This window comes from Burkholderia sp. AW33-5, assembly GCF_053427615.1.
The window spans coordinates 24,818-39,365 of sequence record NZ_JBSAXA010000002.1; the positions used below are offsets into that span (position 1 = coordinate 24,818).

The 14,548-nt window shown below is 63.5% G+C and carries 8 protein-coding genes, 1 tRNA gene and 1 pseudogene; 9 read left to right on the plus strand and 1 reads right to left on the minus strand.

What is annotated here, in order from left to right:
* The first annotated feature begins 40 nt into the window (after positions 1 to 40).
* From ACV22V_RS03650 to ACV22V_RS03660, 3 genes are all read left to right on the plus strand, one after another.
* Positions 41 to 385, plus strand: coding sequence for a DUF4212 domain-containing protein (locus ACV22V_RS03650; protein WP_448013035.1), 345 nt, complete (start codon positions 41 to 43; stop codon positions 383 to 385).
* Between the two features lie 3 nt (positions 386 to 388).
* On the plus strand, positions 389 to 2,404 hold the full coding sequence (locus tag ACV22V_RS03655; protein WP_059689162.1) for a sodium:solute symporter family protein: 2,016 nt from the start codon (positions 389 to 391) through the stop codon (positions 2,402 to 2,404).
* A gap of 158 nt (positions 2,405 to 2,562) precedes the next feature.
* Positions 2,563 to 2,653: transfer RNA gene (locus tag ACV22V_RS03660), tRNA-Ser, on the plus strand.
* A 66-nt stretch (positions 2,654 to 2,719) separates the two neighbouring features.
* On the opposite strand, the gene ACV22V_RS03665 is transcribed toward ACV22V_RS03660, so the two are convergent.
* Positions 2,720 to 4,087: a hypothetical protein gene (locus ACV22V_RS03665; RefSeq protein WP_448013036.1), complete on the minus strand. Its 1,368-nt coding sequence runs from the start codon at positions 4,085 to 4,087 to the stop codon at positions 2,720 to 2,722.
* Between the two features lie 335 nt (positions 4,088 to 4,422).
* Between ACV22V_RS03665 and ACV22V_RS03670 the strand changes: the two genes are divergently transcribed.
* The 6 genes and pseudogenes from ACV22V_RS03670 (at position 4,423) to ACV22V_RS03695 (ending at position 14,536) form a co-directional block, all read left to right on the plus strand.
* Complete coding sequence (locus ACV22V_RS03670) at positions 4,423 to 7,365, plus strand: type VI secretion system Vgr family protein (protein WP_448013038.1); 2,943 nt, start codon at positions 4,423 to 4,425, stop codon at positions 7,363 to 7,365.
* Positions 7,355 to 8,605, plus strand: a complete 1,251-nt coding sequence (locus ACV22V_RS03675; protein ID WP_448013039.1) for a hypothetical protein — start codon at positions 7,355 to 7,357, stop codon at positions 8,603 to 8,605. The genes ACV22V_RS03670 and ACV22V_RS03675 overlap by 11 nt, the downstream gene beginning before the upstream one ends.
* Positions 8,590 to 9,390, plus strand: a complete 801-nt coding sequence (locus ACV22V_RS03680) for a hypothetical protein (RefSeq protein WP_257129909.1) — start codon at positions 8,590 to 8,592, stop codon at positions 9,388 to 9,390. Before ACV22V_RS03675 ends, ACV22V_RS03680 begins: the two co-directional genes overlap by 16 nt.
* Before the next feature lie 93 nt (positions 9,391 to 9,483).
* Positions 9,484 to 12,132: pseudogene (locus tag ACV22V_RS03685) on the plus strand (type VI secretion system Vgr family protein); the annotation flags it as partial.
* Between the two features lie 43 nt (positions 12,133 to 12,175).
* Positions 12,176 to 13,396 carry a hypothetical protein gene (locus tag ACV22V_RS03690; protein WP_059689168.1) on the plus strand — a complete coding sequence of 407 codons (1,221 nt, stop codon included), beginning with the start codon at positions 12,176 to 12,178 and terminating at the stop codon, positions 13,394 to 13,396.
* A gap of 96 nt (positions 13,397 to 13,492) precedes the next feature.
* Positions 13,493 to 14,536, plus strand: coding sequence for a hypothetical protein (locus tag ACV22V_RS03695; RefSeq protein WP_448013041.1), 1,044 nt, complete (start codon positions 13,493 to 13,495; stop codon positions 14,534 to 14,536).
* Positions 14,537 to 14,548: the final 12 nt, after the last annotated feature.

Genomic DNA, 14,548 nt, shown 5'->3' on the forward strand with positions numbered 1-14,548 from the left:
TCCCGATTGCCCGCGCAGGGGCTTTTTGCTAAATAACGGCATGACCGTTCCGTCCCGTCCGGCGCCCGCCGCGCCGCCGCCCGTTCCCGAGCCGCTCGCGCGTGCCCATGCGCGCTATTGGCGTTTCAACGTCGTGCTGATCGTGGTGCTGATGGCGATCGGCTTCACGGTGTCGTTCGTCGTGCCGTTCTTCGCACCCGCGCTCGCGGGCATCCGCTTCGCCGGTTTCAGCCTGCCGTTCTATGTCGGCGCGCAGGGCGCGATTCTCGTGTATCTCGTGCTGATCGTCGTCTACATCGGCCTGATGCAGCGCGCGGACCGCGTGCTGCGGCGCGCGTACGACGAACATGCGGCGCAGGCGGGCAATTCGCACCATGCCCGCTGATCCATGCTGACGCATCGACTGATTCGCGCGTACGCGCTTTACACGCTCGGCTTTCTCGGGTTCGTGCTGCTGCTGTGGCGGATCGAGCGCGCGACCGGTTCCGGCGTGTGGATCGGCTACGTGTTCCTGTTCGTGCCGATTGCCGTGTATGCGGTGATCGGGCTGCTGTCGCGCACGTCGGATCTCGTCGAATACTACGTGGCCGGGCGGCGCGTACCGTCCGCGTTCAACGGGATGGCGACGGCGGCCGACTGGCTGTCGGCGGCGTCGTTCATCGGTCTCGCCGGCTCGCTCTACGCAACCGGCTACGACGCGCTCGCGTACGTGATGGGGTGGACGGGCGGGTTCTGCCTCGTCGCGTTCCTGCTCGCGCCGTACGTGCGCAAGCTCGCGCGCTACACGATTCCCGATTTCCTCGGCACGCGCTTTTCGAGCACCGCCGTGCGCGCGCTCGCGGCCGGCGCCGCGATCCTGTGCTCGTTCGTCTACCTGGTCGCGCAGATTCAGGGGATCGGGCTGATCGCGACGCGCTTCATCGGCGTCGACTTCGCGATCGGGATCTTCTGCGGGCTCGCGGGCATTCTCGTGTGCTCGTTTCTCGGCGGGATGCGCGCGGTCACGTGGACGCAGGTCGCGCAGTACATCATCCTGATCAGCGCGATCCTGATTCCCGTGTCGCTGATCGCGATGAAGAACGGCCTCGGACCGGTGCCGCAATTCAATTACGGCAAGCTGATGGAACGCGTGGCGGCGCGCGAGGCGCAACTGCGCGACGCGGCCGAGGAGCAGCAGGTGCGCGATGCGTATCGCCGGCAGGCTGCGGTCGTGCAGGCGCAGCTCGATCGCTTGCCCGCATCGTATGCGGACGCGCGCCGGCAACTCGTCGACCAGCTTGCTGACCTGCGGCGCCATAACGGGCCGCTGCGCGAGATCAATCAGCGCGAGCGCGAGCTGGCCGACTTCCCGCGCGACCCGACGGCGGCGCGCGTGACCTGGACCCAGGCGCGCGACGATCTGCTGGCACGCGCCGAGCCACCCGTGCCGATGCACGAGCCGTTTCCCGCGGCGAACGACGACGACCGCAAGCCGCGCGAGCGGAATTTCCTCGCGCTGCTGCTGTGCCTGTCGCTTGGCACTGCGAGCCTGCCGCATATCCTCACGCGCTACAACACGACGACGTCGGTCGCATCGGCCCGGCGTTCGGTCGGCTGGACGCTGTTCTTCATCGCGTTGTTCTACCTGAGCGTGCCGGTGCTCGCGGTGATGATCAAGTACGAGATTCTCACCAGCCTCGTCGGGCGGCCGATCGCCGAGCTGCCCGCGTGGGTCACGCAGTGGCACCACTTCGAACCGGACCTGATCAGCGTCGTCGAGGTGATTCGCGACGGCATCGTGCACTGGTCGGAAATCCAGATGCAGCCGGACATGGTCGTGCTGGCCGCGCCGGAGATCGCGGGGCTGCCGTATGTCGTGTCGGGGCTGATCGCGGCCGGAGCGCTGGCCGCGGCGCTGTCGACCGCGGACGGGTTGCTGCTGACGATCGCGAATGCGTTGTCGCACGACGTCTATTACTGCATGGTCGCGCCGGATGCATCGAGCCAGCGGCGCGTGACGATCTCGAAGGTCTTGCTGCTTGGCGTCGCGCTGTTCGCGTCGTATGTCGCGTCGCTCAATACGGGGAAGATTCTGTTTCTGGTCGGGGCGGCGTTTTCGCTCGCGGCGTCGAGCTTCTTTCCGGTGCTGGTGCTCGGGGTGTTCTGGAAGCGCACGACGACGCGCGGGGCGATCGCCGGGATGGTGACGGGGTTGGCGGTGTGCGTGTACTACATCGTGTCGACGTATCCGTACTTCACGCAGCTGACGGGGTTCGCCGGGCGGACGTGGTTCGGGATCGAGCCGATCAGTTCAGGCGTGTTCGGCGTGCCGGCGGGGTTCGCGGTGGCGATCGCGGTGAGTCTGCTCGATCGACAGCCGGATGAGTATACGAGGGCGTTGGTGGATTACATCCGGCATCCGTGAGTGGCGGTGAGTGCGGTGGTGGCACCTACGTCGGTGCGACATTCCCCGCGAGTGGGGCGTCCGGTACGTCGTCTATTTTGGGTCGTAACCCACGGCGGCGGCGTTTATCAAGGGAGTGGCGGGACGCCGTGGAAGTTTGCTATACTCTCGCTCTTCCCGGAGAGATGGATGAGTGGTTTAAGTCGCACGCCTGGAAAGCGTGTATAGGTTAATCGCCTATCGGGGGTTCGAATCCCCCTCTCTCCGCCAGAATTCAAATGCCCGCGCAAGCGGGCATTTTTGTTTCCGTGGCGGGTTTGTTACCGCACGGAATGCTTAGGCGGCCAGCGCCGAATCGATGATGGCATCTGCCGGCGGCGTGACGAGCAAGGCGGCTTGCGACAGCGGGTCGGCCAGCGTTACGACGAAGGCCGGTTGTGACGCCTTCAGGCAGTGCTGGGCGGCCACGGCGACCGCCGCTAGCGTGAGAACTGCCCCGCTGTGCCCGTTGGCCAGCCCGAGATGCAGATCATGTCCGCTCCTGTCTGCGGCGGGCCATGTCGCGCTAATTGCGCTGGCGATTTCATTGCGCTGGCGAGCGCTTTGGCTGACGTCGCTGACCAGCGCACAGTTTTTCATTTTTACATTCGCATCGTCAGCGAGTCTCCGCGCGTCGTCGAGGAGCCGCTCGATAGGCCGGTCGTTGTGCTTCGTGGCGAACGCGATGCGATGTATGCCCGGTGCGGGAGCCGATTCCCCATTTCCCGGCGGAGCGACCAGCAGTGCACACGCGCCTTCGCCAGGGACGATTCCATCGACGTGGTCGCGGCCATACAGATTGCCCAGACGATCGAGGACATTCACGGCGCTTTCACTCAACCATGAATCGCAAGCCAGTACGATGTGCCGGTTCGGAAGCAGGTTGTGGTTGAGCGACCGGTTCAACTCATCGAGCACGGCCAGCGCCTCAGCCGGGTGCGTGACGATGTGCGTCCGTGCGGCGGCCACCGTTGAATGCCAGCTTGCGCGGGCGGCACGGCCGTCGAGCCACGAGACGAGTATCGGCGCGACCTCTCGCCAGCGCGCGGGCAACAGCACGTGCAGTTCGACGGGCGGCACGGTATCCGCGGCGCTTCGCATTGCGCCACCGGCCGTGGCGTGGCGAGACAACAAATCGTCGAGCGTGCTGCCGGCCAACATCAGCGCGCGCCAGTGTTCGTCGTCCAGTTTTCCGGCAGATCCTGGGGGAAGCAGACTTTCGTCAAATTCGTCCAGCGAAATCGTGCTGTCCTCCCGCGCAAAGATGCGGCTTCCATCGGCCCGCTTCAATCGATCATGGAGATCGACCAGTGTGCCTCGGCGTGCGGCTGTCGCGACGTCGTCGATCGTGTGTCCGGCCGGGACGCGCAGGCTGCTGTCGAGCACGAAAAGGGTGGTGGCCGATTCGCCATCGTCGGCGGGGGGCGAGTTTGCCGCCGAGGCTGGCGGCTCGGACGCGCTCGACACAGGTGCACGCATGGTGCCGGTACGCAGGCCGACAAATGCGGTGATCACGAGCAACGGCAGGGCGATGCCGACCAGTACAAGATCGCGCGTACTGGGCGTCCTTCCGGCAAGCCGCCAGTAAAGCAGTGCGATGGCCCATACCGACAGGAATAGAACAACGACGCCGAATGCATAGCGCACGGTAGGGCGCTGACTCATGCTTGAACCCCGTGTTTTGAACCCTTCCCTCCGCCGCGGGTTCGCGATCCATTCGCACGCTGGCCGCGGGGCCTGCTAAGCAACTGAACGATCGCGCCGGGCGACGTTGCCGGGAGCATATGACCCGGGTCGTCCGCAACCCACCATCCTGGGATCCAATCGTTCTGCGAATGGCAGACCATTTAAAATTAATTGCCGGGATTGAGGCGGGTGTGATTTATTTGGTAAAAATTACTGAACAAAAGATAACTGTACCGGATTTGGCTACATGATCCTTGTATTGTTGTAACATCGCAAGCAAACAAATCACGTTCCGGGAAAGTGGTGAGGGCCGCATGGACGTATTGACGTCAATCACGACATTATTCAGCGCCAATCGCCTTTATTCTCTTGAAGGTCCAGGTGCGATCGCGTCGCTTCAAGTTGAGCGCTGGACCGGGCGGGAGCGGTTGTCCGCGAATTTCGTCTGGGATGTCTACGCGTTGGCAAGCGATCCCGCGCTCGACCTGGAAACGATGCTCGGGCAACGCGCCGCGGTACATACGGCGTTGACCGACGGCAGTATCGCGACCCGCAGCGGCCTCGTCGCGGAGGCTGAATGCATCGGTTTCGACGCGGGTTTGGCCCGCTACCGCCTGCAGTTGGTACCTTGGCTTGCCGCGCTCGAGCATGGGCGTGACCAGCGTACATTCGTCAATCAATCGGTAGCCGATATTCTGGACCGGATATTCCGGGAATATGGCGATATCGCGCGCTGGCGATATACCGCCGACGCAAACCAGCGAATTCAGGCGGTGGGGACTCGCGATTACGTCGTTCCATATCGCACGCACAGCAATCTCGATTTTGTCCTGCACGTTCTGGCCGAGGCCGGGTTGGGTTTTTGCTTCGTCGAGGACGATGACGCGCCCGCCGGCCACACGATGATGGTTTTCGACGACAGCGCGCAATTGCCGGAAGACGATACGTCGACGCGTCGCGGTGGCGTGCCGCAGCGCATGAGCGGCGCGACGGTTGAACCGGATGATGCCATTCTCGGCATGGGGCAATCGCTCACGCTGATGGCCGATCGCGTGACACTGCTCAGCAGCGATTACCGCGGAAATCAATCGGTCACGAGTTCGGCGAGTCTAGGTAACGCCGATGGCGCACGGGAACTGTATGACGACGTCGGCCCCGAGGCGTTTGACGGCTTTCGCCAGGCCGACGATGCCGCGCGGCGGCAGGCGGATGCAATTTTTTCGCAGGCGCGATTCTGGACAGGCTACAGCACCGTTCGCACCGCGCGATGCGGTCGGAACGTACGCGTGGCCGGCGCGGCATGGCGTCAGCATTTGCGCGATGAAGGCGCGGTACAGGATACGTTCCTGCTGACCGACGTCGCGCATGTCGGTGTCAACAATCTGCCCGAAACCGTGCTCGAGGCGCTCGAGCACCGGCTGGGGCCGCTGCGGTTACCTGACGTCGATGCGCGTACGCTGAAGCAGGCAGAAGCCGGGGGGTATGCGAATCGCTTCGAAGCCGTTCCGCGTGAACAGGTATGGCGCCCTACGCTGGACGACGGGACCGGCCAGCGGTGGAATCCGGCACCGACAGCCATCGGGGCGCAGACCGCAATCGTCGTCGGTGCGCGGGGGGAAGCCGAGCCCGGTGCGAACGTTCCGGTCCATACGGACGGGCAGGGACGTATCCGGTTGCGGTTTCACTGGCAGGCCGAAGGCGACAAGGGTACGTACCCGACGCGCGCGATGCAGCGTCTTGCCAGTGACGGACATGGCTTGCAGCAGACTCCCCGCATCGGACAGGAAGTGCTCGTGCAGTTTCATCATGGGCTGATTCATCGCCCGATCGTCCTCGGCGGCCTGTTCAACGGGCAGGGAGAAGGCGGCGATAAGCCCACGCCGGGCGGCGCCGTTGCGCAGCCGGCCGACGCTTCCGTTTATGCGCAGGCGACCGATCTCGCGGCCAGCGGGCAAGGTAACGTGGCCGGCGGCAATAGTCCAATGTGGCATGGCGTGGGTGGCGGGGCGGACCGCCATGCGCATGCCGGCGCGCTGTCGGGCTTCAAGAGCCAGGGTTTCGACGGCCAGGGTGCAAACCAACTCGTCACGGACGACAGCGATGGCATGGGCCGCTTGCAGATGAGCACCACGCATGCGGCAACGCAACTCAATCTTGGCCACTTGCGTTATCAGGCGGACAACTATCTCGGCAGCTTCCGTGGACAAGGCTTTGAAGTGCGCACGGCTGCGTATGGCGCGTTGCGCGCGACGCGAGGCGCATTGCTGACGAGCTATGCACTGCGCTCCGGTCAGCCGGCGGGGGAGGCGTCGGCGTTGCAGGCGCTTTTTTCGCAGCAGGCCGTGCTGGCGGAATCCCTCGACCGTGCGGCCGGGGAGCACGGCACCGTGCCACTCGCCGTGCAACGCGGTACGCGGCAGTCTGCCCGGTCGCGGCTCGACGCCGGGACTGCGCCGCTCAAGTCGCTGGAGCGAAGCCTGAAAACGACCGTCGGTCAGGACGGTTTTTCGCAGGCGCTCGGCGATGCGAAGGAACGGGCAGTCGGCAAACCGCTTCCGCATACGGGTGATGCCCTGGTGGGCGTCGCTGCGCAGGGCGGCCAGGGCATGCTGGCCGGACAGGGACTGCAATGGGTTGCGGGCGAAACGCTGACGCTCGGCAGCGGTGCCGACACGAACTTCGCGGTCAATCAGACGCTGCGGATTCACAGCGGACAGGGCGTCGGCTGGCTGGCCGGTGCGCGTGCCGCGAACGGCGCCGGCCTTACCGTGGTTTCAGGTCAGGACAACCTCGATCTGCAGGCGCAGCACGATGCGCTGGCGGTACGGGCGAAAGACGCCCTGAAGGTGGTGTCGGCCAACGCGAATGTCGAACTGACGGGCAAGACGACCGTGAATCTGGCAGTCAGCGGCGGCGCGCACATTACGATCGAAGGTGGCAACGTCACGTTCGGGTGTCCCGGCAAGCTGGTCATTCACGCCGCACAGCATCAGTTCGCCGGAGCGACCGATTTTCCCCGGGAGCAAGGGAAGTGGGGCGATCTCGGGCAGTACAACGAGTACTATCATCTGCACGACGCCGCGACGGGCGAACCGTTGAAGAACCTGCCGTACCGCATGGTGGGAGACGGCGGCGAAAAACTGGAGGGCATCAGTCGCGCGGCGGATGGACGGACGGCCACGTTTTCCACGCACTCGTCGTCGAAGCCGGTACGAGTCGAATACACGGGTAACGAGGACATCGACCATGGCTGGTGATCCCGTCGTCACGAAACCCGGCCCCAAGGTGCTGACGCAGACCAACAGCACGCACAAGGAAATGCAGGACGGCCGTCCCACGCCGGTGGAGTTGGTGAAGCTGGTGAAATACGATATCAACGTTCGCTCGTTTCATCCCAACAAAAAGTTCGAGCCACTGGGTTTCCGGTTTCACGGCGACAATCGCGGCTTTTCCCTGGAAGAGAGTTTTCATGCGATTTATCCGGCTCGCCGGGCCGGGCGCGTGACTTCTCGGGTATGGCAGGTCTTCAGCGTGGATTTCGCGCAGGGTTCGCTCGCCGCCTTCAAGCAGCGACTGACGGACTCGGTGTTCACGGCGTCGAACACGTCGTCCGGTCCGACCGTGTTTTCGGATGGTCCGGAGCCTTACGTCGACCCGCTTTATCGGCCGGAAGGAAAAGCAACGGCGAATGCGTTTTCCCAGGAGCACGCCGGGGAGCAGGTCGCCGACATGAATTTCGTGTACGACGGGAAGAATTTCGCGTTCAGGGGTTCCCGTTTCTCGCTGCGCGAAGCAGGGCGCACGGTCGTTCCGTCGCTTGACGTGCACGGCCACCTCAATATCAAGATCGAGCGGGTGCGCAAATGGATGGATATCGTCATCCTGATTGATGGCGACGGATTTCCGAACTGCGAAGCCTTCATCGAGGACCCTGCGGGGAACAAGCTGTTTCTCGGTACCCATGTCCGGATCGGCACGCCGGCCACTCATCTGTTCGGCGACAATCGCCGGATCATGTTTGCTAACGTGATGCGGGTGGAATTGACGACCGAAGGCAATTTCGGCTCGCGGATGTGGCTTTTCGCCCAGGTACTCGGCGGCACACCCGATCGTCGGGACGACTACCCGGCGGAGCCGGACATCAAGGCGCCTGCCGGATCGCCGACCGTGCGGATGAGTGATGGCACCCAGTATCCGATGGGCGACATGCCGCCGCCGATCATCCTGCCCGGGATGGACCAGGTTGCATGGGCCGCGGATCCGATCACGAAGATCGGCGACGGCGTGAGCGGCGGCTTCGAGGTGCCGATGCATATTTCCGCCTATGAAGACGTCGGTCAGGTATGGCAGCGACTGCGAGACAGCGTGAAGAGCCCGCCCGTCACGCGTCATCTGACGGTGTCCGCGTGGAACGACTATCACCTGCATCGCGATCCGAACGAGGGCCGGTCGAAAGACGGCGAGGATCTGGATCCATCGTTATGGAAGAGGAAATAGTGTCGTCGAACAAGCCCGGACGCTTTTCGCGTGCCCGCTACGTATTGCTGGCCTTGTGTATCGCGGTTGCCGTTGCCGCCGCGTGGCCTGGTTTTGGAAGAGGTTCCCGTATGCCGCTCATTTTTCTGATTCCGTCCGATTACGTCGGTCCCGTCGTCGCATTGTTCGACCAGAAGGACGGTATCGACCTGGTTCATGCCAGTGATGGTTATGAAGTCAGCGTGCCCGCGAACGGCATTGTCAAGGTGAAGGGGCATCCGACTTTCGAGCGGGGCGGCGGCTATCCGTACAGCAGCATCGTGTTCCTGCTGGTGGACCGGGACGGGCGCCGGCACCCGTTGCGGGAGGCGATCAATCCGTGGCAGGAGTACGACAAGGACGACAACGCGCACTGGCTGGTGGGGATACGTGATGCACAGGGCAATCTGCGCAAGATCCCGCTTTCGAACGCGGGCGGGTTCGTATTCGACGATTTTTCGGAAGCTGAGAAGAGCGAGAAGATGGTTTTGTGGCACGACACGTGCCAGGACCGCGTGTTCAGCCCCGACTACCCGGCTTATCAGGCCGGCGAAAAGACGGCACGGGAACTGAACATTCCACCGTGTGGGGAGTTCGTCGTCGGCTCGGTCAATCACGTCCGTACGTGGCCGGAATGGATGTTTTTACGCGGGAAGGGGAAGCAGGAGAAGCTGGGCATCCGGAATCCCGCGTATCGGTCCGTTCAGCAGTTGGTGGACGAGGCCAACGAACGCAACGCGAAGAAAAAGGCACTTGGCATCGAGTAGATCGGCGCCGGTCAATGCATTGACGCTCGGTCGGCAACCACGGCGAGCGAACGATTCGAACAAGCGGAATCCGCATGAGGGCAGGGGATTGAAATGGACGTCGTTGCGGCATTGAAGGGCTATTCACAAGCCACTCGCCACATCCAGATCGATACGGTAATGGCCGGAGCGTTCGCGGTCGAACGCTTCCACGGCCGCGAGGCAGTGAACGAATCGTTTCGCTTCGAAATCGATGTGCTATCGAGCGAACCGTTTCTCGATCTCGGTCCGCTGATCGGCAGTGCCGCGCGCTTGCGCCTCGCGACGGGGGCGGGCGAACGCAGTTGGAACGGCTACGTCACGCACGCGGCCTATGCCGATACAGACGGCGAGATCACGCGTTACCGGCTGACCTTGGAGTCGTGGCTCGCATTGCTGCATCTGCGTCGCAATTGCCTGTATTTCACTGATCTCGACCCGATGGGCATTTGCGATCGCGTGTTCGGCGACTATCCTGAAGCGCACTGGCGATACGACGTCAGCGATGCGCAGCGTACCTACGCGCTGCGTGGACAGTATCGCGAGACGGACTTTGCGTTCGTCCTGCGGCTGCTGTCGGAAGCCGGCCTTTCGTTTCACATCGAGCATGCTCAGGAAGCCAGTGGATCGAAGCCGTCCGGCAATCATACGGTCGTGATCGCGGACCACCGCGCCGAACGGAAGAACGGCACGTCGATCGGCTATCAAATTCAGGACGTCGGCGATCCCGACGGCGTCATCACGCAATTCACGGAACGCCACCAGTGGGTGCCCGACAAGGTCGTCGCGACGAGCTGGAAGGCAAGCGAAGTGCAGGCGCTGGCGGGTCACGCCGCGGCCGCAGCGGATGCGGATGCCCCGGTTCTTCCGGTGCGCGAAGTGTTCGACGGCCAGCGGGCCGGCCGTTTCGATACGTCGGCGCAAGCGCAGCGCTATGCCGAACAGCGGCTCGACGCGCTGCGCCTGCCCAAGACGATTCACTACGGCGCAGGTACGGCGCGCATGCTGGAAGTCGGCAAGACCCACACGCTGACCGGCTATCTGAACCGCTCGCACACGTTCGTGCCGCTGTCGATCGAACATGAGGCGGTCAACAACCTCGGGGCCGAGATCGGCGAACTGCTGAAGCGCGGGGAACTGACGGCCGGGCACTATCGCAACCGCTTCGTCGCCGTGCCTGATGGCGTGCCGATCATTCCGCCGCTCGTCGAGCGTCCGCTCGTGCACGGCGTGCAGACCGCGATCGTGGTGGGCGAGCCGAGTGCAAGTGTCAGTAGCACACGCGATCATCAGGTGCGTATCCAGTTTCCCTGGATGCGCGGTACGACACCGCTGCCAGGCGGGCTGACCGATACCGCGAGCCGGTCGAATCCGGCCGGGCATGCGCCCGGCGATCACCGGTCTGGGGTGCTGGCGCGAATTGCCGAGCAGGCGGCTGGTCCGAATTTCGGGCATGTCTTTACGCCGCGTGTTGGCGCGGAAGTCGTCGTGGGTTTCGATTCGGGCAACATCGACCAGCCCGTCGTGCTCGGACAGGTCTACGGCGGGCGCGTGAAGCCGCCTTTTGCGGCCGGCGATGGCAGTGGTGCCAATCATCCCGGCACGCTGACCGGTCTTCAGACTCAGACGCTGGACGGACAGCCGGGCAGCCGCTGGGTGATGGACGATGCGAGCGGCCAGTTGCGCCACGAACTCGGTAATTCGGTGGCCGATAGCCGCCTCGCGCAGGGCTATCTGATCGACCAGCAGGCATCGACACGTGGTGCGTATCGGGGAGAAGGCTTCGAGCTGTCCACGCAAGGCTGGGCGGTCGCGCGTGCCGGCGAAGGGATGCTGGTGTCCAGTACGGCCCGATCCAACGCCAGCTCCACGCAAATGGATCTGGCGGAAGGCGTCGGCCAGCTTGCGCGGGCCGTCGAGACGGCAAAGGGGCTCGACGCCGCAGCGACCGAGGCAAAGGCGGAAGGCCTCGGTGGCAACCCGGCGCAGGCGGATTTCCTCAAGGCGATCGATCCGGCCCAGGACGGCAAATACACGGGGGCAGTAAATGGTCAGGCCGCGACCAAGCCCGTGGGCAAGCAGCGCAGCGGCGGCGATCCGGTCGAGCGGTTCGCCACCGCCGCCGTCGTATTCGATTCGCCGGCGAATCTCGTCCTGTCCACGCCGAATAGTGCGGTGGCCTATGCGGCGGAACACGTACACCTGACCGCGCAAGGCGATGCGCACGTCGCCGCCGATGCAACGGTGGCGGGCATTTCCGGCGACGCTGCGAGTTTCTACGCGGCGACGGGGGGCGTGAAGATCATTGCGAACCACGGCCCGGTGACAATGGAGGCACATACGTCCACGATGGAGATAGTGGCCGACCAGTCGGTCCAGGTTTCATCGGCCGAGGACCGCGTCGACGTACTGGCGAAGGACACCATCGTGCTGCAGCAAGGCCCGAACAGGATCACGCTCAGCGGCGCGGATATCACGGTCGAAACACCGGGGCAGTTTCAGGTGAAGTCCGGATCGCACGTATTCGTCGGCCCGCAAAGTGCGCCGCCGAACCTTTCGCCATTGCCGGATTCCCGCGAACGTGCGTTCGACGAAGGTTTCATCCTGAAGGATCGCGACAGTGGCAAGCCGGCCGCGTTTCGGCCGTACCGGATCACGTTGGCGAACGGCGATGTTCAGCATGGCGTGACGGATGAACTGGGACACACGCATGTGGTGAAGACCCTGGCTTCCGAAATTCTCAAGATCGACGTCGAGGGCTGACAGCGTGGCGGACGACTTCAAGACGGCGGGGCGTTCACCGACGACGCCCGTCGATAACAAAAAACGCAAGGAATTGCTGGTCGAAAGCGATCTGCTCGAGATCCAGATCAACAACACGCCGGGCGTCGACGACGACTACGTACAGGTGAAGTGCGACTCGCCGGGCTGTCGCCATCGTGTGCGGTGCCGGATCCGCACGCGCAAGGCTGGCTCGGGGAACGTGCAGGTCGTGCTGACGAATCCGGACGGGCGCCTACGTTTCGCGGACGAGACTGACAAGACGAAATCACTCGAGGTGCCCGGCGACGGCTCCTGGGCTGACTTCGAGATTTCCGGCGAACAGGGCAGCAAGGCACTGAACGACGCAGTCATCGAGGCGCACGAGGCGACTGAAGACGGAAAGGTGCTGGCGAAGAAGAAGCTGACGGTGTTCTGGTTTGACGAGGCGAAGATCGACCTGACGGTCGGCGGGCCCTATGGGCTTGACGGGAAGACGATAACGGTGCCCGACGGATATGCGATCAAGCACTCGGCCCAGGCCCGGATTCGACCGGAGGGCGTGAATTGTGCTGCACCGCAAATTTCGGTTCTCAAGATCGGGGTCATGCAGAACGATCGTACGGTCGGACCCGGCGTCGAGACGATATGGGGCTCGCCGGAGATTTCGTGGGATCCGTGGATTGCGCCTGGCACTACCGTAATTGCGTCTGCCCAGTCGCGTGTTTCCAACATGTTGCCGGTCGTCGCCAACGACACTTCGCCGGCCAGCGCACCGCTGTATGACCAGCCGAAGGACCCGACGGCAAATCCCGACTCACTCAAACCGCCAATCGGTTGCAAAGGCGGTGCGCCAACGACGAGCTCCGACGCTCCTGCAGTCGATCTTAACGAGATCCTTGATATTGCTGCAAAAACGGCTTCCGGCGCGGTCGTCGGGAGGATCACATATTCGCAATGGCGCAGGACGCTGATCCACGGAAAATTCCTCTGTTGGGTCGTTGTCTTCAATACGTCGACGAATGAGTTTTGCACGCTCCGACAGAGGGCCTGGACCGTGGAAATCGATACCGACAAGGGCGCCGGACAGCGAGCGACGGCGGAGGCAAGCGACTCGCCGGTCAGCATCCTGCCGGTGTTGTGGCCGATCGCCAACGAGATTGTCGGTGCGCCCGCCAATCGACACGTGGAACCCTTCGGCACCGAGACGGTGACGTTTCGGAAATAGCATGGCAGCGGTCCGGCACGGCGTCATATACGTGCCGGCACGTCGTACGGATTGACACGATATCGAGGTAAGGAAGATGGTGGTCAATGATCGGTTGTGGTTGTCTCCGGGGTCGGAAATGACCGATGTTTCATCCAGATCTGCCAGGAGGGCGCAATGATGCCAGTTGATGCAAACCCCTTCGACTTCAAGGCGGACTTCGCGCTGATCGCGCAGGCGCGTACGGTGCACGATACGGCGACGCTGAATCTGTCCGATTACTACACGGCGAACCAGGCGCCAAGCTGGGCCGTGGCGGAGTTGAGTCCGAAGAAGGGCAGCGGCGGCCTCGTATCGCCTGGCGTGATGGTTCAGGTCGGCGACAAAACCTTCGTACAGCCCGAAGAGGCGGGGGCGGTGGTCCAGATGAAAGGCGTGTGGCGGGCCGTTGCCAAGGCGGACGCGTCGGTGCCCGCCGGGCGCGACTACGCGTGGATTCAGCCGCAACGCGTACGCATGCGCAGTCTGTCGCCGGACGATTTTTACTCGCCATTCATTTCCGGCGGCACGGTCGTTTTCCAATGGGACGCGTCGGCGCCGGATGACGCGCGATTCGTCGCCACGCGGATGATCTTTCCCGCATGGCAGCAGGACGTTGCGGATGCAATCAAGTCGGCGCCGCAACTCGAAATGGAACTCGCGAAGATCGGCGGCGGCCGGGCGGCGCTCGATACGGTCGACCGGCTGCTGGCGTCCGGCAACGATGTGTCGTCGATTCTGGCATATCGGGCGCTGCTGCGCGTGTCCGACCCGGACTTCGTCGCCAAGCACGCTGAAACGGCGCTGAAGACGACCGACGTCAATAAGCTGTCGATCATTGCATATCTGACCCTGGCGGCGTCGCAAGAGAAGGACCGTGCGCGGCTCCTCGAAGTATTGAAGTCGACGATCGACGGGACGACGGACGCGAACAGGCTGTTGGCCGTTGCCTACGGTGCGTTCGCCGTGTCGGTGTTCGATCGTCGCGATCGCGAGGCGGTGAGCGGGGCGCGGAATACCGTACGCCTGCTGCGGCAGCGTACGTCGGCACTGCACGTCGCGATGCAAGACAAGGCGCCGTGGTCGCAGATTTTCATGAAGATGGGACTGGATGACCAGTAACGGACACTTGGA